The 18,981-nt window shown below is 49.3% G+C and carries 23 protein-coding genes; 10 read left to right on the top strand and 13 right to left on the bottom strand.

From position 1 onward, the window contains the following. Positions 1–3 precede the first annotated feature (3 nt). The 3 genes from T500_RS0111570 to serC form a co-directional block, all read right to left on the bottom strand. Positions 4–429 (bottom strand): HIT family protein, encoded by a 426-nt coding sequence (locus tag T500_RS0111570; protein ID WP_028908246.1) that lies wholly within the window; start codon positions 427–429, stop codon positions 4–6. 79 nt (positions 430–508) lie between these two features. Beyond that, positions 509–1,426: an NAD(P)-dependent oxidoreductase gene (locus T500_RS0111575; RefSeq protein ID WP_013065456.1), complete on the bottom strand. Its 918-nt coding sequence runs from the start codon at positions 1,424–1,426 to the stop codon at positions 509–511. Positions 1,427–1,461: 35 nt separating this feature from the next. Continuing rightward, positions 1,462–2,529 carry a 3-phosphoserine/phosphohydroxythreonine transaminase gene (gene serC, locus T500_RS0111580; protein ID WP_028908247.1) on the bottom strand — a complete coding sequence of 356 codons (1,068 nt, stop codon included), beginning with the start codon at positions 2,527–2,529 and terminating at the stop codon, positions 1,462–1,464. Between the two features lie 297 nt (positions 2,530–2,826). Here serC and T500_RS15905 point away from each other — a divergent pair, with 297 nt between their 5' ends. From T500_RS15905 to T500_RS0111600, 3 genes are read left to right on the top strand one after another with little or no spacing between them, the layout of a single operon-like run. After that, on the top strand, positions 2,827–3,198 hold the full coding sequence (locus T500_RS15905) for a 2-amino-4-hydroxy-6-hydroxymethyldihydropteridine diphosphokinase (RefSeq protein WP_051612044.1): 372 nt from the start codon (positions 2,827–2,829) through the stop codon (positions 3,196–3,198). Beyond that, a complete protein-coding gene (locus tag T500_RS0111595; protein WP_028908249.1) occupies positions 3,195–4,427 on the top strand; it encodes a M64 family metallopeptidase in 1,233 nt (410 codons plus the stop codon). Before T500_RS15905 ends, T500_RS0111595 begins: the two co-directional genes overlap by 4 nt. Beyond that, the gene (locus T500_RS0111600; RefSeq protein ID WP_028908250.1) at positions 4,424–5,230 is read left to right on the top strand and encodes a TrmH family RNA methyltransferase; all 807 of its coding nucleotides are present in this window, start codon (positions 4,424–4,426) and stop codon (positions 5,228–5,230) included. Before T500_RS0111595 ends, T500_RS0111600 begins: the two co-directional genes overlap by 4 nt. 4 nt (positions 5,231–5,234) lie before the next feature. On the opposite strand, the gene mtgA is transcribed toward T500_RS0111600, so the two are convergent. Both mtgA and T500_RS0111610 read right to left on the bottom strand, forming a co-directional pair. Further along, a complete protein-coding gene (gene mtgA, locus T500_RS15910) occupies positions 5,235–5,921 on the bottom strand; it encodes a monofunctional biosynthetic peptidoglycan transglycosylase (RefSeq protein WP_051612045.1) in 687 nt (228 codons plus the stop codon). Continuing rightward, positions 5,918–6,598: an OmpA family protein gene (locus tag T500_RS0111610; RefSeq protein WP_013065620.1), complete on the bottom strand. Its 681-nt coding sequence runs from the start codon at positions 6,596–6,598 to the stop codon at positions 5,918–5,920. The genes mtgA and T500_RS0111610 overlap by 4 nt, the downstream gene beginning before the upstream one ends. A gap of 153 nt (positions 6,599–6,751) precedes the next feature. Here T500_RS0111610 and T500_RS0111615 point away from each other — a divergent pair, with 153 nt between their 5' ends. Together T500_RS0111615 and T500_RS15915 are read left to right on the top strand one after the other, a co-directional pair. Then, positions 6,752–8,173 carry a DNA methylase gene (locus tag T500_RS0111615; protein ID WP_028908251.1) on the top strand — a complete coding sequence of 474 codons (1,422 nt, stop codon included), beginning with the start codon at positions 6,752–6,754 and terminating at the stop codon, positions 8,171–8,173. Further along, on the top strand, positions 8,170–8,355 hold the full coding sequence (locus T500_RS15915) for a hypothetical protein (RefSeq protein WP_036909017.1): 186 nt from the start codon (positions 8,170–8,172) through the stop codon (positions 8,353–8,355). Before T500_RS0111615 ends, T500_RS15915 begins: the two co-directional genes overlap by 4 nt. Here T500_RS15915 and T500_RS0111625 read toward each other — a convergent pair. Together T500_RS0111625 and T500_RS17165 are read right to left on the bottom strand one after the other, a co-directional pair. Continuing rightward, the gene (locus T500_RS0111625) at positions 8,330–9,397 is read right to left on the bottom strand and encodes a linear amide C-N hydrolase (RefSeq protein WP_028908252.1); all 1,068 of its coding nucleotides are present in this window, start codon (positions 9,395–9,397) and stop codon (positions 8,330–8,332) included. The two genes, T500_RS15915 and T500_RS0111625, sit on opposite strands and share 26 nt — an antisense overlap. A gap of 29 nt (positions 9,398–9,426) precedes the next feature. Next, positions 9,427–9,669: a hypothetical protein gene (locus T500_RS17165; RefSeq protein ID WP_051612046.1), complete on the bottom strand. Its 243-nt coding sequence runs from the start codon at positions 9,667–9,669 to the stop codon at positions 9,427–9,429. 64 nt (positions 9,670–9,733) lie between these two features. On the opposite strand from T500_RS17165, the gene T500_RS0111630 reads away from it, so the two are divergent. The 5 genes from T500_RS0111630 to proS all read left to right on the top strand — a co-directional run bounded on the left by T500_RS0111630 (position 9,734) and on the right by proS (position 13,248). Next, positions 9,734–10,003: a hypothetical protein gene (locus T500_RS0111630; protein WP_051612047.1), complete on the top strand. Its 270-nt coding sequence runs from the start codon at positions 9,734–9,736 to the stop codon at positions 10,001–10,003. 26 nt (positions 10,004–10,029) lie between these two features. Next, a complete protein-coding gene (locus T500_RS0111635) occupies positions 10,030–10,875 on the top strand; it encodes a TIGR02172 family protein (protein WP_028908254.1) in 846 nt (281 codons plus the stop codon). A 315-nt stretch (positions 10,876–11,190) separates the two neighbouring features. Further along, a complete protein-coding gene (locus tag T500_RS16995; RefSeq protein ID WP_155267527.1) occupies positions 11,191–11,406 on the top strand; it encodes a hypothetical protein in 216 nt (71 codons plus the stop codon). 32 nt (positions 11,407–11,438) lie between these two features. Then, a complete protein-coding gene (locus T500_RS0111640; RefSeq protein ID WP_155267528.1) occupies positions 11,439–11,687 on the top strand; it encodes a hypothetical protein in 249 nt (82 codons plus the stop codon). A gap of 79 nt (positions 11,688–11,766) precedes the next feature. Beyond that, positions 11,767–13,248, top strand: a complete 1,482-nt coding sequence (proS, locus tag T500_RS0111645; RefSeq protein ID WP_013064667.1) for a proline--tRNA ligase — start codon at positions 11,767–11,769, stop codon at positions 13,246–13,248. 255 nt (positions 13,249–13,503) lie between these two features. Here proS and T500_RS15920 read toward each other — a convergent pair whose 3' ends face one another. The 6 genes from T500_RS15920 to T500_RS0111675 all read right to left on the bottom strand — a co-directional run bounded on the left by T500_RS15920 (position 13,504) and on the right by T500_RS0111675 (position 18,979). Next, positions 13,504–13,971 carry a DUF3256 family protein gene (locus T500_RS15920; RefSeq protein ID WP_051612048.1) on the bottom strand — a complete coding sequence of 156 codons (468 nt, stop codon included), beginning with the start codon at positions 13,969–13,971 and terminating at the stop codon, positions 13,504–13,506. After that, positions 13,968–15,290, bottom strand: a complete 1,323-nt coding sequence (locus T500_RS0111655) for a phenylacetate--CoA ligase family protein (RefSeq protein ID WP_028908256.1) — start codon at positions 15,288–15,290, stop codon at positions 13,968–13,970. Before T500_RS0111655 ends, T500_RS15920 begins: the two co-directional genes overlap by 4 nt. Before the next feature lie 64 nt (positions 15,291–15,354). Next, positions 15,355–16,074: a 16S rRNA (uracil(1498)-N(3))-methyltransferase gene (locus T500_RS0111660; RefSeq protein ID WP_028908257.1), complete on the bottom strand. Its 720-nt coding sequence runs from the start codon at positions 16,072–16,074 to the stop codon at positions 15,355–15,357. Between the two features lie 22 nt (positions 16,075–16,096). Next, positions 16,097–17,407 (bottom strand): MFS transporter, encoded by a 1,311-nt coding sequence (locus T500_RS0111665; protein ID WP_028908258.1) that lies wholly within the window; start codon positions 17,405–17,407, stop codon positions 16,097–16,099. A gap of 23 nt (positions 17,408–17,430) precedes the next feature. Then, the gene (locus tag T500_RS0111670) at positions 17,431–18,312 is read right to left on the bottom strand and encodes a DUF4296 domain-containing protein (RefSeq protein WP_028908259.1); all 882 of its coding nucleotides are present in this window, start codon (positions 18,310–18,312) and stop codon (positions 17,431–17,433) included. A 37-nt stretch (positions 18,313–18,349) separates the two neighbouring features. Beyond that, the gene (locus T500_RS0111675; RefSeq protein WP_036909019.1) at positions 18,350–18,979 is read right to left on the bottom strand and encodes a lipoprotein signal peptidase; all 630 of its coding nucleotides are present in this window, start codon (positions 18,977–18,979) and stop codon (positions 18,350–18,352) included. Between the last annotated feature and the right edge of the window lie 2 nt (positions 18,980–18,981).

Below are 18,981 nucleotides of genomic sequence, written 5' to 3' on the forward strand. Positions count from 1 at the left end.
TTATTATAAGTATTGTTTAATTTTCTTTATCATTTCGTTGTATTCGGCGTCGGTAAGATATACCTTGCCTGGGTTCATCTGGAACACGCCGCCGTAATCGGGGCCATCCACATATTTGGGAGCCAGATGGAAGTGCAGATGCGACAGCTTGTCGCTATAGGCACCATAGTTGATTTTTTCGGGATTGAATGCTTTCTGCATGGCACGAGTCACCTTAGCCACATCGGCCATAAAGGCGTTGCGATCTTCGTCGCTCAACTCGTTCAGGTCGTTAACGTGGTCCTTATAGGCCACCAGACAACGACCGCGATAGGTCTGCTCCTTAAAAAGAAAAGCTCGCGACACCGACAGTTGAGCAAACTCAATCATCAGGTCGTGAAGCGTCTGATTATTCGTGCAGTACAAGCACTGCTTGGGATCACTTTGCATAATTAAAATAGGTTTTAGGAGAATACAAAAGTGCACAAGTAGGGCTTAAACCCTCCTGTGCACCTTATATATCAGTAAATTACTTATTTACCTGGAACTTGGTGTCGCCATCCTTGAAGAATGCGTTGATCTGCTTGGCAGCAGCGATACCAGCATTGATGTTGGCTTCGGCTGTCTGAGCACCCATCTTCTTAGGAGTTGAGAAGTAACGACCCTCGAACTTGGCGAACTCATCGTTGGCATCGGGCATGATGTCGGTCACGAACTTCAGGTCCTCACGCTCAGCCATCAGCTTAATCAGCTCGGGCTCGTTGATAACCTCCTTACGGGCTGTGTTAACCAGCACGCCACCCTTCTTCATCTTGCCAACCAAAGCAGCGTTGATGCTCTGCTTGGTCTCAGGAGTAGCAGGGATATGGAGTGATACAACATCACAAGTCTCGAACAACTTCTCCTGGCAGCAAACAGCATGCACGCCAGCTGCCTCGATCACCTCTGCAGGGCAGAAAGCATCGTAAGCATATACGTCCATACCGAAGCCCTTGGCGATGCGAGCCACATTGCGACCTACATTACCGAAAGCCAGGATACCCAGCTTCTTGCCCAGCAGCTCCGAACCACTCTTGCCGTTGTAGAAACCACGAACGGCCATCACGAGCAGACCGAATACCAACTCGGCTACAGCGTTAGAGTTCTGACCTGGTGTGTTCTCGGCTACTACGTTGTGAGCAGTAGCAGCAGCCAGATCGATGTTGTCGTAACCAGCACCGGCACGAACCACAATCTTCAACTGCTTAGCAGCGTCCAATACCTCAGCATCAACCTTATCACTACGGATAATGAGTGCGTCGGCATCAGCAACGGCTGCCAGGAACTGAGCCTTTTCTGTATATTTCTCGAGCAGTACCAGCTCATTGCCGGCTGCCTCAATCTCTGCCTTAATACCATTAACAGCAGCTGCTGCAAATGGCTTCTCTGTTGCAACAAGAACCTTCATAATTTTCAATTTTCAATTGTCAATTATCTATTAGATTAATGATTTGCTTCGAATTCCTTCATGCAAGCTACCAGAGCGTTGCAACCCTCGATGGTCTGGGCGTTATAGCAAGATGCACGGAAACCACCAACTGAGCGGTGACCCTTAACACCAACCATACCCTTTGAAGTAGCGAAGTCGAGGAAGTCCTTCTCCAGCTCCTTGTACTCGTCGGCCATTACGAAGCAGATGTTCATCAGCGAACGATCCTCGGCCTTAGCAGTACCAACGAACATCTTGTTGCGGTCGATCTCGCCGTAAACAATCTCTGCACGCTGCTGAGCCAGCTTGTCCATAGCCTCTACACCACCCTGGGCCTTGATCCAGCGCAGATTCTCGAGAGCGCTGTAGATAGGAACTACAGGAGGAGTATTGAACATAGAACCCTTATCTACGTGTGTACGGTAGTCGAGCATGGTTGGGATCTCACGTGGAGCCTTACCCAGCGCGTCGTCCTTAACAATCACGATAGTAACACCGGCCATAGCCAGGTTCTTCTGAGCACCAGCGTAGATGGCATCATACTTAGCAACGTCGACAGGACGGCTGAAGATATCTGATGACATATCGGCAATCAGACGAACGGGAACGTCGAGGTCCTTGCGGATCTCAGTACCATAGATAGTATTATTTGTTGTGATGTGCAGATAGTCGGCATCAGCGGGAACAGTCCAATCCTTAGGGATGAAGGTATAGTTGGCATCAGCTGAAGAAGCCACCTCTACTACCTCACCGAAAAGCTTTGCTTCCTTCATAGCCTTCTTAGCCCAAACACCGGTGTTCAGGTAAGCAGCCTTCTTAATCAGGAAGTTATAAGGAATCATACAGAACTCCAGACTGGCACCACCACCAAGGAAAATCACGGAGTAACCCTCGGGAACGTTAAGGAGTTCCTTTACGAGAGCTACAGCCTCGTCAACTACAGGCTGAAAGTCCTTTGCACGATGGCTGATCTCCATCAGAGAGAGACCTGAGCCGTTGAAATCAAGACACTGCTGTGCGGTCTTCTCAATCACCTCGCGAGGAAGCATCGAGGGACCGGCGTTAAAGTTGTACTTCTTCATTTGATTGTTTATTTATTAAATGGTTTATATTCTATGTCTTTGAAAAACGCTGCGAAATTACACTTTTTATTTCATTCCACCAAATATTTAAGCAGAAATTCACAATATTTCCTCTTTTTCTTTCATTTTGTCAACTCAATATGGCATTTTTCTACCGCTTTTGATAGCTTGCTACACCTTATTATATATATTGACCTTGCAAAGGTAATGATTATTTTTGTATTCAATGCGGGTTAGGTAGATTTTTTTTGAAATCATTTGGATTTTTGCACGCTTATTTGTACCTTTGCAATCGTTATGATACAAAAGGAACATCATATTATCATCAGTCTGGCTTCGAATATCAATCACGAGGCCAGCTTAGAGGCTGCCCGCACCCAGCTCACCCAGCTGCTCACCGAGGTGCATTTCACCTCCGCCATCTATACCGAACCGGTAGGTACGCTCCGCCGGGAGCCTTATCTTAATCAGCTTTGCAAAGGCACTACAGCCTTGGGCTTTAACCTGCTGAACGAGGTACTGAAGGAGACCGAGAAACGATTGGGGCGCACGCATAACGAGGACGGTATTGTAACCATCGACCTTGATTTGCTGGAGTACGATGGCGAGCGATATCACCATCGCGACTGGGAAAGAAACTACGTAAAGGATTTAATTAACGAATTATGAGAAAGATATTTATTATCAGTGCGTTACTTTTATCATCTTTTGGCGCACAAGCACAGAACTACAATGATTATTTCGAGGATAAAACCCTGCGTTTAGACTATACTTTTGCAGGCGATGCCACCCGTCAGCAAATCTATGTGGATGAGTTGGTTAGTCTGCCCCGCTGGTACGGTCGTAAGCAGCACCTGGCCGAGTTGCCACTCAAGGGAAACGGCCAGATTACCGTTCGTTCGCTCACCGATGGAATGGTGATTTATCGCCACTCGTTCTCAAGTTTGTTCCAGGAGTGGCTGGCTACTGCCGAAGCCAAGCGAACCCAGAAATCGTTCGAGAACGTATTCCTGGTGCCCTTCCCCAAAACGCCCGTCGAAATCAAGGTAGAGCTCTTTGATTATCACGATCGCGTCATCAGCCGTCTTACCCACCAGGTTGATCCTATGGATATTCTGATTCGTAAGGCTGGCGAGCGACAGATTACGCCCCATGTAACCCTGCAGCAGGCTGTCGACACCACCCGTTGTATTCGTGTGGCTTTCGTGGCCGAAGGCTATCAGCAGCAGGAGATGGAAGTATTCCTGAACGATTGTCGTATCGCGATGGAATCGCTCTTTGAGCACGAGCCCTTTAAGCAGAACCAGCTGAAATTCAATATCGTAGCCGCTATGCCTGCGTCAGTCGAGAGCGGTACCAGCGAGCCCAATAAGGGCATTTGGAAGAATACCCCACTTGGCTCGCATTTCGACACCTTCTATAGCGAGCGTTACCTCACTACCCTGCACCTGAAGAAGCTGCACGACGTGCTGGCAGGCATTCCTTACGAGCACATTATCGTATTGGTAAACACCGAGCGCTATGGTGGCGGTGGTATCTACAACTCTTACAACCTTACTTACGCTCACGGCAAACACTTCCGTCCCGTAGTGGTTCACGAGTTCGGTCATTCGTTCGGCGGTCTGGGTGATGAGTATCCTTATGGCGACGAAGATCCTATGTATTTTGCAGATACTGAGCCTTGGGAGCCCAATTTGACAACAAAGCACGATTTCAACGGCAAATGGGAGAACCTGATCAAGGATAAAAAGGCCGGTTTTATCGAGGGCGGTGGTTACCTTACCAAGGGCGTTTGGCGCGGTTACGAGAACTGTCGCATGCGCACCAACGAGGAGCCCGAATTCTGCCTGGTTTGTCAGCAGGCCCTGCAACGTTTAATTGATTTTTATACTAAATGATTACTGAAATACATTCCTTACAACAGCCTGGTATTGAGGTATTTGGAACGCTTACCGAAGCGCAGCTCCGCAACAAGCTTGATGCCGAACGCGGCTTGTTTATTGCCGAGAGTCCGAAAGTGATACGTGTTGCCCTGCAGGCTGGCTATGAGCCCCAGGCGCTGCTCTGCGAGCGTAAGCATATTACAGGCGATGCTGCCGATATCATTGCCGCCTGTGGCGATATACCTATCTATACCGGCGAGCGCGAACTGCTGGCCCAACTCACCGGCTATACCCTCACCCGTGGCGTGCTTTGCGCCATGCGTCGTAAACCCGAACTCAGCGTTCAAGAGGTGCTAGGCAGCATTCCCAGCGGTCAGAAGCATCGCATTGTGGTGATTGATGGCGTGGTTGATACCACCAATATCGGTGCCATCTTCCGTAGTGCTGCCGCTTTGGGTATCGATGCCGTATTGCTCACCCGTAACAGCTGCGATCCGTTGAATCGCCGCGCTGTTCGTGTGTCGATGGGTTCTGTATTTTTAGTTCCCTGGACGTGGCTCGACTCTTACGACACCCTCCGCTCATTGGGCTACCAGACAGCCGCAATGGCACTAACCGATAAATCCATCTCGCTCGACGATCCTGTGCTGAAACAGCAGGAACGCCTGGCATTCATCATGGGAACCGAGGGCGACGGTCTGCCCCAGCAGACTATCACCAATGCCGATTTCACCGTGCGCATACCGATGTCACATCAAGTTGATTCACTCAATGTGGCAGCGGCAGCGGCAGTGGCTTTCTGGGAACTCAGAAAGTAAGTACTTATTTATCAGATAGTTTATCTACGTATTTCATCTCGCGCATAATCCTTGCCTGGCGCTTATACATATAGCCCGAAGGATTCTTGCTCGAGAATTTACGTGGATTAGGCAGTGTAGCTGCAATCAGGGCGCATTGTGCCTTTGTCAGGTTCAATGCATCGGTATTAAAGTGCTCCTCGGCAACGGCCTGTGCACCATAGATACCATCCCCCATCTCAATCGAGTTCAGATACACCTCCATAATTCTCTCTTTACTCCACATCAGTTCGATGAGTGCTGTAAAATACACCTCGAACCCTTTACGCACCCACGAGCGTCCCGGCCAGAGGAACACATTCTTAGCCGTTTGCTGCGAGATGGTAGATGCACCAAGTTTACGTTTCTCGGGATGCTTGCTGTTACGTTTGGCAGCCTTCTCGATAGCCTGGAAGTCGAAGCCGTGATGCTGCAGGAATTTGGCATCCTCGCTGGCCATCACCGCCATGGGCAACGATGGTGATATCTTATCCAGCGATACCCAGTGGTGTTTCAGCTTCAGGTCCTTACCCTCACTAATCTGCTGCGAACAGCGTATAAACATCAGCGGCGTAAAGTAAACCGGCAAGAAACGTAGTGCCATAACAGCAAGAATAGTGGAGGCAAAGAATACCACCACTATCCATTTTATTGCTTTCTTAATAATTTTCACTTGCTTGCCTCAGCGTTAGCATCCTTAATCATCTGCTCCGAAGCGTACATGTAAACCTCAACGCGACGGTTCTGCTTGCGGCCCTCGGCTGTGCTGTTGTCAGCAACTGGGTTGGTAGAACCCTGACCGTCAACCGACTTGATCTGTGAAGCAGGAACACCCAGCGACTTCAGATAGTTTGATACGCTCTTAGCACGGTTAACCGACAGAGGATTGTTGATAGCATCGCTACCAGTGTTATCGGTGTGACCGTAGATAGCTACGTCGCAAGCACTGTTATTCTTCAGTACGGTAGCAAACTGCTGCAGCGAGCTCTTTGACGAGGCATTCAGGTCGGCCTTGTTAGTAGCAAACAGAATACCAGAATCAAATGTTACCTTAACAGCCTCCAGTCCGTTAGCGTCGGTGATAGTCTCAACCTGAGCGTTCTTAACGGCCTCAGCCTCCTTCTTAGCCTTGTCCATCTTCTTTCCGATGATTGCACCAGTACCAGCACCAACAGCACCACCGATAGCGGCACCAACAGCTGTGTTACCAGCAATCTTACCAATAATAGCACCCAGGGCAGCACCGCCACCAGCACCAATCATTGTACCCTTAGCTGTGTTACTCATGTTACATCCAGCTAGCACCATCGAAGCGCACAGTGCTACGGCGATTGATTTCATACTTTTCATACTCGTTCTAAATTTGTTAATTAATCGTTTACTATTGTTTCTGCCTGCAAAGATAGTACATTTTTTCTTAGCAAATACAAATAAATCGATTTTTTAGCAATAATAAGCACTCTTTTTTGTAATTTTGTGCCGCAAAAGCATTTCCAGTAAGACATGCAGGATACACAGCGTACATACGTTGCCATCGACCTGAAGAGCTTTTATGCTTCAGTAGAGTGTGTGGACAGAGGGCTCGACCCGCTGACCACCAACCTGGTTGTGGCCGATGCCAGCCGAACCGAGAAAACCATCTGTCTGGCTGTGTCGCCAAGCCTGAAAGCCTATGGCATAGGTGGACGTGCCCGACTGTTCGAGGTGTACCAGAAAGCGCGCGGCGTGGATTTCATCATTGCCACACCCCGCATGGCCCATTATATCGAGGTAAGCAGCAAGGTGTATAGCGTATATCTTAAGTACGTAGCGCCCGAAGATATCCACGTATATAGCATCGACGAGGTGTTTATGGATGTAACCGCCTATCTCGGCACTTATAAGATGAGCGCCCACGAGCTGGCCATGACCATGATACGCGACGTGCTCAAACAAACCGGCATCACCGCTACGGCAGGTATCGGCACCAACATGTATCTCTGTAAGGTAGCGATGGATATCATGGCTAAGAAGATGCCTGCGGATAAGGATGGCGTGCGAATTGCCGAACTCGACGAGATGACCTACCGACGCGAGCTCTGGGACTATACCCCCATCACCAAGTTCTGGCGCGTGGGCAAAGGTATTGCCAGCAGGTTAGCCATGTATGGTATCGACACCATGGGTAAGTTGGCCCGCTTGTCGCTGCAGAACGAGGAGCTGCTGTATCAGATGTTTGGTGTAAATGCCGAACTGCTCATCGATCATGCCTGGGGCTGGGAGCCGTGTACCATCGCCGATGTAAAAGCCTATCGCCCAGAGTCTAACTCCTTCAGTAGCGGACAAGTGCTGCAGGAGCCTTACAACTTCCAGAAAGCCCTGGTGGTGATTAAGGAAATGGCCGAGGGGATGGCCCTTAATCTGGTGTCGAAACGCATGGTGACCGACCAGCTGGTGCTCACCGTGGGTTATGATGCCGAAAGCCTCACCCGTCCCGAGATACGCGAAAAATATCACGGCGAGATTACCACCAACTACTATGGCAAGGCCGTTCCCAAGCATGCGCATGGTTCATCCAACTTCGATGCGCCCACATCCTCGTCGAGTCTGATGATGACAGCCGCTGCCGAACTCTTCCAGCATTTGGTAAATCCCGATCTACTCATCCGTCGGTTAAACATCACCGTCAATCATGTGCTACCCGAGGCTGTAGTAGCAGCCAAACCTGCAGAGCCACAGCAGTTGGATCTGTTTACCGACTACGAGGCTTTGGAAAAGCAGAAGCAGGAAGAGCAGGCCCGATTGGAAAAAGAGCGCCGCATGCAGGAGGTACAGCTTAAAATCAAACAGCGCTTTGGAAAGAATGCCATCCTTCGTGGACTAAACTTCTCCGAGGGAGCCACCGCCAAAGAGCGTAACAATCAGATAGGAGGACATAATGCATGAGTAACTACGACGATATCATCCACCTGCCACATCACGTGTCAAAGCGCCATCCAAAGATGTCGATGTGGAGCCGTGCCGCCCAGTTTGCCCCCTTCGCCGCCCTGACCGGCTACGAAGAGTCTATCAAAGAATCTGCCCTCGAAAACGAGAAACAGTTTACTCAGCAGCCGCCTGAAGACTGAAGCTGAAGGGCTTGTTGAAGTGGCGGCGCGAATAATAGGTAACTGATGGATGCTTCAGGTCCATCACCATCGTCCAGGCAGTGCCCAGAAACCCGTCGCGATGCTGTTGCGATACCGAAGCAATCGTGTTAGTCAGCTGTTCCATATTCATCACACCGTTATTTTCGGCATATCGCTCGCATAGCATGTCGTAACGCTTATCGCCAGGCTCCAAACCCGCGTTCAGCTTCTGCTCGCACAGATAGTGATTAGCCACAGCAGGCGATTCTACCACTACAATCTTATTGTCAACATACTCCACTACTACCCTTTTGCCCGTTGCATCGGCCATCGCATAGTGGTGGGCCGAACCAATGTCGGAATGCATATCAATCCCCTGCAGCAGTTTCAACGCCTCGTCAACAGTAGCTGCATTTTTCAGCATATAGGGTATGGCGGCAGTGGTGGTCAGGTCGGGTTTTCCGGTATTCTGGTGCGTCTGTACGGTGTCGCCAGCCATCAGGTCGGCAATCGCCAGTCCCTTCTCGTTAATGCCGTCCAGCGCCACAAACAGGCCTGTAAGCGCCATATACTGATTCTGAAATCCCTCGGGCTTGTAATCCTGTCCGAAGTTATAGAACTCCACGTTGAAGGTGGTGATTGTTTCGTAGCCTTTGTCGGGGATGCAATGCAGTACCACGCCAATGGCCGACGGGAAATCGAAGTTGCGCCCCATCAGAATGTCGCCCTCAGGCGTGTTAACCGTTAGTGCCGAGCATCCGTACGCCTGCTTTGAGGTGTTGATTGCGGGCTTGTAATGACCCTTCGACAGGAATTCGATGGCATATTCGGCCAACTGGTCGGCTTTTGCTATGCCGCCCTTCGCCATCAGTCCGTCAAACCCATCGTCGCCCTTGTACTCCATATAATACAGACCGTCGTCGAGTTTCACGCACGAATTGGCACCATGAACCAGCGCACCAAACTCCATCCACACGGCAACAACCAATAGTACTAGCAATCCCAGAATGCTAAACAGCACGATTTTTAATGCTTTCTTCATCAGTTTATAATTTTAATTAGTATTCAAATTTATGTTTGATGCGGCAAAGATACAAAAAAGTATCTTCTTATTTGCATTTTTCCGAAGAAATTCTTAATTTTACACCCTAAATCTATAATTTGCGAAGAATTAAATATTACTATGATGAAAGAAATGATTAGAAAACAAGTTTGGTTGCTGACTTTTATGTTAGCTTTTGGCTGTAGCCCAGTAGTGTTGTCTGCTTGTTCAAATGAAGATAGGCCAGCGGCACATGACAATGTTTCTGCCATATCAGATAAGGTATGGGAGTTTGCAAAATCACACCCCGATGGGTTTACTTTACACATTACAACGATGACCGAACCTACAGAAGGCATAGCGGTAAGTTATGCTGCCACACAGAACAGTCATTCGCGCGATCAACTTGGTAAGGTGGTAAGGCATGCGCTTAAGCACGACTGTTATGTAGGTGGTTGGTTGAATACAGATAACGGACTTTACTATTTCGATAGCACGCGACTGTTTCCAGAGGATCAGCTTGACGAAGCACTCAAGTTTGGTAGAGAAAACGGCCAGTATAGCGTATTTATCCTATCTTCAGGTGTTGAAGTACCTGTAGAATAACCCGATACAAATATAAATATATGCTTATGAACGAAGAAATACAGCGAATTAATTTAGACGATTATATCCAGACTGGAGAGGGCGGTACTGCTCTTACTTACACCCATAAGGATGGCCTTTCGCTGGCTAAGCTTTATAATCCTGGATTCAAAGCCGACAGAGCCAAAGCCGAGTTTCTTACTGCCCGCGCCGTGTTCGAGTTAGGCATCCCGTCGCCTGAACCCTTCCGATTGATTACCGATGGCGAACGGAGCGGCGCCGAGTACGAACTTATCAAAAACAAACGCTCATATACCCGTATCATTTCTCAGGAACCAGAACGATTAGAGGAGATATCTCTCAAATTTGCACATATGGCTAAGCAGCTGCATGCCAAGCAGGCCGACACCACGCGCCTTCAGTCCTTTAAGCAGAGAATCGCCAGCTTCTATCACGAAAAGAATATGGTACCCGAGGATTACAAGCAGCGAGTATTGCAGTTCCTGGAAACCGTACCCGACACCCCACGCTGCCTGCATGGCGATCTGCATATCGGCAACATCATTACCGACGGCCAGCGCGACCTTTGGATTGATTTAGGAGAATTTGCTTACGGTGTACCCGAGTGGGACTTAGCGCTTCTCTGGACCATGTGTCACAATATGCCTGGCGATCGTGTTGAACACATATTTCATATTACGCACGAAACGATGGCGGCCCACTGGGATATCTTCTTCCCTGCCTATCTCGGCACTACCGATCCCCAAGCCGTCAACGACGCCACCCAGCGCCTTCTACCCTACTACGCTGCCAAAGTGCCCTACACATTCGACATGGTATTCAATCGCCCCATGCCCGATGCCGCTTTGCAGGATATTGTAAAATTTTTGTGATATAATCAGCTATTAAGATAGTTTCTATCTCTCGTTCAGATCGTCTTTACGAGTTGTTCAGATAATCTCCATACCCCTATAGGGATTATCTGAACAACTTGTTCGTGACGTCTGAACAAACAATAAAGCCTATCTCCATGACGTTTTTGAAATCTAACTGGTTTTCAATTGCAAAGTACTTAGGCTGCAATATTTCTTTAGTTACTTTGCAATTGAATTAAAGAAAAGAGTTCTATTTTCTTGTAGATATCAACAATTATTTTTATCTTTGCCACAAGATAATCTAAAACATTCTAACAAATCTAAGACAATAACATGAATATAAGCAAATTTCGTAACAGTTATCTGATAGACAAGACGTACCGGCTGACGCTGGTGAGTGTGTCGCTGCCTATCGTAAACGCAGTAAGTGCGCTAACGATGATATGTGAACGTGGCGCTGCTGTGTTGGCTGCTGGGCAACGCGCTGGCACTAAAGGTGGCAGTGCCGCAGCTGTTCCTGTGGTGTTTCGGACTGCAAGGCAGCATTGATATCGCCCTGGCCCGTAGGGTGTTTACATGCTTTGAAGATGTACGATACCATCCATGCACTCTTCGACAATGCTGTGGAGCGCAGAAGCAGTGAGCTAAAATATCTGGACATCTCGCTTATTGAGTTGGACGACGGTTTCCAGATGACCATCAAGGACTGCGGACGACCTTACGACCCGGTGGCCAACGGTATGGATGCGGCATCGTTCGGGGCCCGATCGGCCACCTATCGCTATATGTTTACGATGAATGTAACAACGATAGTATGGGATAAAATATAAAAATAAAACCTATTTTATTTTGTATTTCGCTCGATTTTCAGTACCTTTGCAGGCAAAATAGAAATCATAGAAGAAAAATATGGCAAAAGAATTAAAAGAATTAACGAAAAGAGCCGACAACTACAGTCAGTGGTTTAACGACCTGGTAGTTAAGGCTGATTTGGCAGAGCAGAGCGCTGTACGTGGCTGTATGGTTATCAAACCTTACGGTTATGCCATCTGGGAGAAGATGCAGCAGCAGCTCGACAAGATGTTTAAGGAAACCGGTGCTCAGAACGCATACTTCCCACTGCTCATCCCAAAGTCGTTCCTCTCGAAGGAGGCCGAGCACGTTGAGGGTTTTGCTAAGGAGTGTGCTGTGGTTACACACTACCGCCTGCGCGCTAAGGAGGATAAGAGCGGTGTTGAGGTTGACCCAACAGCTAAGCTCGAGGAGGAACTGATTGTACGTCCTACTTCGGAGACTATTATCTGGAATACATATAAGAACTGGATTCACTCATGGCGCGATCTGCCCCTGATGTGCAACCAGTGGTGTAATGTGATGCGTTGGGAGATGCGTACACGTCCGTTCCTGCGCACCAGCGAGTTCCTCTGGCAGGAGGGTCACACAGCCCACGCTACCCGCGAGGAGGCTGAGGAGGAAGCACAGAAGATGCTGAAGGTATATGCCAAGTTTGCTGAGGAGTGGATGGCTGTGCCTGTGGTACAGGGTGTGAAGAGTGAGACCGAGCGTTTTGCCGGTGCTCTGGATACTTACACCATCGAGGCTATGATGCAGGACGGTAAGGCACTGCAGAGCGGTACCAGCCACTTCCTGGGTCAGAACTTTGCCAAGGCTTTCGAGGTAACCTATCTTAATAAGGAGAACAAGCCTGAGTATGTATGGGCTACATCGTGGGGTGTTTCTACCCGACTGATTGGTGCGCTCATCATGACTCACAGCGACGATAACGGACTGGTATTGCCTCCACGTCTGGCTCCTATCCAGGTAGTTATTATTCCTATCGCTACCAAGCCCGAGCAGATGGAGCAGGTTAACAAGGAGGTGACACCTATCATCGAGGCTCTGCGTGCTAAGGGTATCACCGTGAAGTTTGACGATGCCGACAACAAGCGTCCTGGCTTTAAGTTTGCTGATTACGAGCTGAAGGGTGTTCCCGTACGTCTGGTTCTGGGTGCTCGCGACCTGGAGAACGGTACTATCGAGGTAATGCGCCGCGATACTCTGGAGAAGGAGACTCGCTCGATCGACGGTATCACCGAGTACGTTGAGCAGCTGCTGGAGGATATTCAGAAGAATATCTTCGAGAAGGCTAAGGCTTATCGTGATGCCCGCATCTACGAGTGCGAGAACTACGAGGAGTTCAAGGAGAAGGTGAAGGACGGTGGATTCTTCCTGTGCCACTGGGACGGTACTGCCGAGACAGAGGCTAAGATCAAGGAGGAGACTCAGGCCACTATCCGCTGCGTGCCTTTCGGCGTAGAGCAGACTCCTGGTGTGGATATGGTAACCGGCAAGCCTGCTAAGGCTCGCGTGATTATCGCTCGCTCGTACTAATTGGCAATTGATAATTGAAAATTGACAATTATATAAAGTAAAAGAGGAACCTTCTCAGGTTCCTCTTTTTTTAACCATAAACTAATGCTCTAAAAAATTACTCAAGCATTACTTTATGGAGGCCGAAATATCACTTACCTCACGATAAATCCATTTCTAATTAACCTTAATAATCTAATACCATGAAAAACACATGTGCAAAGGTAATTCATTTCTTCTGAAAGTGATGATTCAGAAGCTATAAACTGCCTTAATTTAACGTTTGTTTAGCAATTCGTCATCCCGCTTCAGGATATTTTGCATTTCAAAACGATTTATTCTTTGGCGTTGTGCCTCGGTAAGCTGAGGTGCTGCAACGGGCTGCCAGGCGGTGGTAAAGTAGTGTACCCTACTCTGCCCGTAAATAGAATCAACCGTAAAGGTCTCGATGAGCACTACAGTGCTGTCCATCAGCAACATATCAGTTTTTAACGACGGGTTCATACGGATAGTGAGACTATCGTCGGCCAGCGCAATCATCTCGCTGGTGCCGCCTAACTGATTCTTTACTTCGGCCTTCATCCCTGAATCCAAAAAGTCGATAAAATCCAAACGATTATTCTTGGAGAGATAAGGCATCAATGAGTCAGGCATCTGCCTGAACACATCACGTATGGTGACGCTCTGAGCTGATGCCTGATTAAGTGTTGTGGCCAACAAAAGGGCCATCATGAATTTCTTCATCCGCGACTGGGTCTTTTATCTATTACACGAACGGCCTTGCCCTCGCTTTGTGGCAACGAGCCCTTCTTTACAAGTTTTACTACTGGGGTGAGCAGAATCTCATCCTTGAGTGCACGCTGGATGTCCTTCATCATCTTCTGCATCTCGGGATAGATCTCGGTCTCCAGGCTGTCGAGCTCTACCTCAACGGTCATCACATCGTTGTCGTCGATGGTCTCGAGGGTGATGAGGTAGTTGCTACCCAAACCAGGATACTGCACGAGAATCTTCTCGACCTGCATGGGGAATACGTTCACACCCTTGATGATGAACATATCGTCGGTACGGCCCTTGATACGGTCGATACGACGGTGGGTACGTCCGCACTTACAGGGTTCGGCGATGATGCGGGTGAGGTCGCGCGTACGGTAACGCAGGATTGGCATCATGGTGCGGTCGAGTGTGGTGAGCACCATCTCGCCCATCTCGCCGTCGGGCACTGGTTCGAGTGTGTCGGGATCAACAATCTCAACGATATAGTTGTCCTCCCACAGGTGCATACCGTCCTGATACTTACACTCGAAGGCTACACCTGGACCGTTCATCTCGGTCATACCAAACGAGTTGTAGGCCTTTACGCCCAGCATACGCTCGATGCGGCGGCGCTGCTCCTCGGTGTGGGGCTCGGCTCCAATGCAAAGGGTGCGCAGCTTGGTGGTTGAGGGGTCGACACCCTCTTCCTTGAACACCTCGGCCAAACGGATGGCGTAAGATGGGATGGCGTGCAGACAGGTGGTACCAAAGTCCTTTACGAACTTGATCTGACGCTTAGAGTTACCGGCTCCAGCGGGCACTGTCATGGCGCCTAACCACTCGGCTCCGTACTGGAAACCAAGTCCGCCGGTAAACATACCGTAACCCGATGAGTTCTGGAACACGTCGCTCTTGCGGCATCCAACCATATACAGGTTGCGGGCAATCATATTAGCCCACGAACAGATGTCGTGCTCGGAGTAAACAACCACGCATGGATTACCGGTTGTACCACTGGTAGAGTGGATACGTACGGCATCGTCGAGATTGCCGCCAACGAGTCCGTAGGGGTAGTTATCGCGCAGGTCCTGCTTGGTGGTGAAAGGAATCTTACGCAAATCGTCCAGACTGTTGATTGAGTCGGCCGTGATACCAGCATCGCCTAATCGTTTCTTGTAGAAAGGCGATTTCAGACAAACGTTGATCGTGTCCTTTAGTTTCTTAACTTGCAACTGCTGGAGCTGCTCTCTTGGCATAGTCTCGAGTTCGGGCTGCCAGTATTCGCCATCGGGCTTGATGGTAGCCATAATCTTCTCGTCAGTCATATCTTATAGTTTATTTGGTTTATCGTTTTATGTAATTGTTATTTTATTATTTCTGTGCCAGCTGCATCATCATCACGGCGGCTAAACCGGCCGTTTCGGTGCGCAAGCGTGCTGAACCTAAGCTTACTGATACCCAACCGGCAGCTACAGCTGCTTTCACCTCGTCGATCGAGAAATCGCCCTCGGGACCTACCAGCACGGTTACATCCTGGCTGTCGGATGGCTTGCGCAGCTCGTCGAACAGCTCTACACGGGGTACCTCCTCGTAGCAGTGGGCGATGTACTTACGCCCCTGAATGGGCTGCTCGAGGAAATGGTTGAAGTGTACCATCTCGTTTACCTGGGGCTTCCAGGCTTTGTGACTCTGCTTAACGGCAGCAGTTACAATCTTATCGAGTCGCACCAGCTTTACCAGTCGGCGCTCAGAGAACTTACAGTTAAGGAACGTTACCTCGTCGATACCAACCTCGGTAGCCTTCTCCATCATCCACTCCATGCGGTCCATCATCTTGGTGGGCGCAATACCTAAGTGCAGATGGCCCTTCCACTGGGGCTCCTGAGGCAGCTTCTCCAAGATTTCGTAATAGCAGTGATGGGTAGCTGCAACGGTTACCTGCGCACGGAAGTAGTTACCTACTCCATCCATCAGAAACAGCTCGTCGCCACTCTTCAGGCGCAGCACACGCATGGCGTGCATGGCCTCGTCGGTAGGCAGCTCGGTCTGGTTCTCGGCATCAGGCACAAAAAAATATCTTGCTTCCTTCATATTCTATTTAGAGTAATCTGTGTTATTTCTTTTCCGGATGGAAAACAAGGGCGAACGATACACCTACTGCGAGTGCAAAGGCGGCAAAGATAAACCAGCATGTGGCCCACTCGCCCTGCAGGAATCCATTCTCCCAATAACAGTAATGGTTTACTATCTCGCCGGCTGCCAGCGTACCTACGGTAGCGCCAACACCATTGGTCATCATCATGAACAAGCCCTGAGCCGAAGCCTTGATGCTGGGTTCGCACTCCTGATCGACGAAGATACCACCCGACACGTTGAAGAAGTCGAAGGCCACACCGTAAACGATGCAAGAGAGAATGAACATGATAACACCTGGCATAGCGGGGTTACCAACACCGAAGAATCCGAAACGGAACACCCAGGCGAACATCGACATGAGCATTACAACCTTGATGCCATAACGCTTCAGGAAGAATGGGATCATGAGGATACACAAGGCCTCGCTAATCTGTGAGATACTGGTAAGCAGGGTGGCATTGTTAGCGGCAAACGAGCTGGCTACTGCTGCATCGGCACTACCCTTAAAGCTGGTAATGAACGGTCCGGCATAGCCATTGGTTACCTGCAGACACATACCCAGCAGGGCTGAGAAAATGAAGAACAGGGCCATGTTGCGGTTCTTGAACAGCTTGAAGGCATTGAGGCCAAGGCTCTCGATGAGCGAAACCTTCTCCTTCACCACCACCTTACACTCGGGCAATGTGAAGCAATAGAAGCAGAGCACAATGCTGAGAATGCCTGATACAAAGAACTGCATGTAGGTGTACTGGAACTTATAGGCGCTGTCGGCCAGCGTCATGCTGAAGCTGCCATCCTGCCATACGGCGCAGTTAACAAACCACATGGTGACGATGAAACCTACGGTGCCCAGCACACGGATAGGTGGGAAATCCTTGACGGTATCGAGTCCGTTATTCTTCAGAATGGTGAATGCGGCTGTATTCGATAGCGCGATGGTGGGCATGAAGAATGCCACACTCAGGGTGTAAAGGGTGATGAACAGCGACTTATCGGCCAACTCATTGCCGAAGCCTGCCTGGAGGCCTAACCACCAGCAACCCAGCATAAAGCCGCCTGCTGCCAAGTGGCACAAGCCCAGCAAGCGCTGTGGCTGAATATACTTATCGGCTACAATACCCATCAAAGTGGGCATAAAGATACTGACGATACCCTGAATAGCATAGAACCAGGAAATCTTGTCGCCCAGTCCGGCCACTCCGAGGTAATTACCCATACATGTAAGATAAGCTCCCCAAACTGCGAACTCCAGGAAGTTCATCAATGACAAACGGAATTTCAGATTCATAATTATTACTTAGATATTTGGTTTTACTTTTTGGTTTCTTTCTTGCGCATCTTCTGGATATCGCCAATGGTTAACGGGCGTCCGGCTACATGGCGGCCTGGACGGCGCAGCGAATCGTACTGAGCCGTATCGGGCTGCAGTTCAGAGATGCTGTCGGGCTTTTGTGGCGCAACGGGCTGATCGGTAAGCTTGTTATGGAAGCGGAACAGCTGTATGTTGTTCACAAACAGCAGACACAGATTGTAGGTGGGGTCGGTCGACGGGCGCATGCCACACATCACAAAGCCCTTGATCTCCTTTACGCGCTCCTTGCAATAAGGTATGCGCAGGTTTGTGATGCCCGTCGACGAAACGGTAGAATACTGCTTGACAGTACTATCGTTGGCATAGGTAACGGCCATATACACCGAGGCCTGACGATTGCCTTGCTGCATAAGCCATGTGGTATTCATACTCAGCATAAAGCTGTCGCCTGCACGATACGAGGTGTCGGCTTTCTGAGTAAACTGATAAAGATGATACGGACGGTCGTTGAACAGCAAGAGTGCACGATCGCCTTTCCAAACATCGGCCGTATCGCCACTGAGCGAGGCAGTGGTAATCTGCACATCGCCAACAGCGGCACCGTATTTCTCGGCCTCGTTATTCAAGCGGTCCTGTACATGCTTGTAAATCTCTTGGAATCGGTCGGCTCGGGTATAATAATACACCAGCGACGAATCGAATTCGGCTTGTGTGAGTCCGTGCTTCTTGAGCACTAACTCGAAAGTCAAACGGCGGTTGTAATCCTGATTACCCTCCTGCTGCGCGGCTATGCCTTGCGCTACGTGATAATCGTAAATCAAATCCTCCATATCGTCGGGCTGGATATACTCCGATGGCACCGATGGCTTACAGCTAATCATGCATGCAGCTGCGGCCACCAAAACAATATGTAAAGCCTTACTCTTCAACGTTATTCGTTTCTTTCTTAAGTGTAATCTTACTTATTTCTTCACGATAGAACAGCAACAGCAGCACAACGCTGACACTGATGCTGGCATCGGCAAAATTAAATACCGGACTAAAGAACACAAAGTGCTCGCCGCCCACAAAAGGCATCCATGTGGGCCATTCGGTTTCAATCAACGGGAAGTAGAACATATCTACCACCTTACCCATGAGGAAAGGTGCATAACCCGTACCAAAATCAACTAAGTATGACAGATAGTAGGGCGACGACTCGTTGAACATCATGCCGTAGAACATGCAATCGATGAGATTGCCTGCAGCACCGGCCAGCACCAACGAGAGGCACACGATATAGCCTGTGCGGGCATTACGTTTTACCTGCTGCCAGATGTAATAACCCAGCACACCGATGGCAACCACACGGAACAACGACAGCACAATCTTGCTGCCTAACTGCATGCCAAAGGCCATGCCCATGTTCTCGATAAACGTGATGTAAAACCAATCGGTAACGCGGATACTCTCGTGCAGCGTCATCGACGTTTTCACCCAGATCTTGATAGCCTGGTCAATAAGGAGAATGGCGACTATGATTAATGTCGCCAATCTTCCTTTTGTCATTA

This window comes from Xylanibacter ruminicola Ga6B6 (genome assembly GCF_000687715.1).
Classification (GTDB): domain Bacteria; phylum Bacteroidota; class Bacteroidia; order Bacteroidales; family Bacteroidaceae; genus Prevotella; species Prevotella ruminicola_B.

What these genes read in the sequence shown, in the direction of transcription:
- T500_RS0111570 (WP_028908246.1), bottom strand. Translation starts at nt 429, where the DNA reads ATGCAAAGTGATCCCAAGCAGTGCTTGTACTGCACGAATAATCAGACG.
- T500_RS0111575 (WP_013065456.1), bottom strand. Translation starts at nt 1,426, where the DNA reads ATGAAGGTTCTTGTTGCAACAGAGAAGCCATTTGCAGCAGCTGCTGTT.
- serC (WP_028908247.1), bottom strand. Translation starts at nt 2,529, where the DNA reads ATGAAGAAGTACAACTTTAACGCCGGTCCCTCGATGCTTCCTCGCGAG.
- T500_RS15905 (WP_051612044.1), top strand. Translation starts at nt 2,827, where the DNA reads ATGATACAAAAGGAACATCATATTATCATCAGTCTGGCTTCGAATATC.
- T500_RS0111595 (WP_028908249.1), top strand. Translation starts at nt 3,195, where the DNA reads ATGAGAAAGATATTTATTATCAGTGCGTTACTTTTATCATCTTTTGGC.
- T500_RS0111600 (WP_028908250.1), top strand. Translation starts at nt 4,424, where the DNA reads ATGATTACTGAAATACATTCCTTACAACAGCCTGGTATTGAGGTATTT.
- T500_RS0111610 (WP_013065620.1), bottom strand. Translation starts at nt 6,598, where the DNA reads ATGAAAAGTATGAAATCAATCGCCGTAGCACTGTGCGCTTCGATGGTG.
- T500_RS0111615 (WP_028908251.1), top strand. Translation starts at nt 6,752, where the DNA reads ATGCAGGATACACAGCGTACATACGTTGCCATCGACCTGAAGAGCTTT.
- T500_RS15915 (WP_036909017.1), top strand. Translation starts at nt 8,170, where the DNA reads ATGAGTAACTACGACGATATCATCCACCTGCCACATCACGTGTCAAAG.
- T500_RS0111625 (WP_028908252.1), bottom strand. Translation starts at nt 9,397, where the DNA reads ATGAAGAAAGCATTAAAAATCGTGCTGTTTAGCATTCTGGGATTGCTA.
- T500_RS17165 (WP_051612046.1), bottom strand. Translation starts at nt 9,669, where the DNA reads ATGGCAGAAACATTGTCATGTGCCGCTGGCCTATCTTCATTTGAACAA.
- T500_RS0111630 (WP_051612047.1), top strand. Translation starts at nt 9,734, where the DNA reads ATGACCGAACCTACAGAAGGCATAGCGGTAAGTTATGCTGCCACACAG.
- T500_RS0111635 (WP_028908254.1), top strand. Translation starts at nt 10,030, where the DNA reads ATGAACGAAGAAATACAGCGAATTAATTTAGACGATTATATCCAGACT.
- T500_RS16995 (WP_155267527.1), top strand. Translation starts at nt 11,191, where the DNA reads ATGAATATAAGCAAATTTCGTAACAGTTATCTGATAGACAAGACGTAC.
- proS (WP_013064667.1), top strand. Translation starts at nt 11,767, where the DNA reads ATGGCAAAAGAATTAAAAGAATTAACGAAAAGAGCCGACAACTACAGT.
- T500_RS15920 (WP_051612048.1), bottom strand. Translation starts at nt 13,971, where the DNA reads ATGAAGAAATTCATGATGGCCCTTTTGTTGGCCACAACACTTAATCAG.
- T500_RS0111655 (WP_028908256.1), bottom strand. Translation starts at nt 15,290, where the DNA reads ATGGCTACCATCAAGCCCGATGGCGAATACTGGCAGCCCGAACTCGAG.
- T500_RS0111660 (WP_028908257.1), bottom strand. Translation starts at nt 16,074, where the DNA reads ATGAAGGAAGCAAGATATTTTTTTGTGCCTGATGCCGAGAACCAGACC.
- T500_RS0111665 (WP_028908258.1), bottom strand. Translation starts at nt 17,407, where the DNA reads ATGAATCTGAAATTCCGTTTGTCATTGATGAACTTCCTGGAGTTCGCA.
- T500_RS0111670 (WP_028908259.1), bottom strand. Translation starts at nt 18,312, where the DNA reads ATGATTAGCTGTAAGCCATCGGTGCCATCGGAGTATATCCAGCCCGAC.
- T500_RS0111675 (WP_036909019.1), bottom strand. Translation starts at nt 18,979, where the DNA reads ATGACAAAAGGAAGATTGGCGACATTAATCATAGTCGCCATTCTCCTT.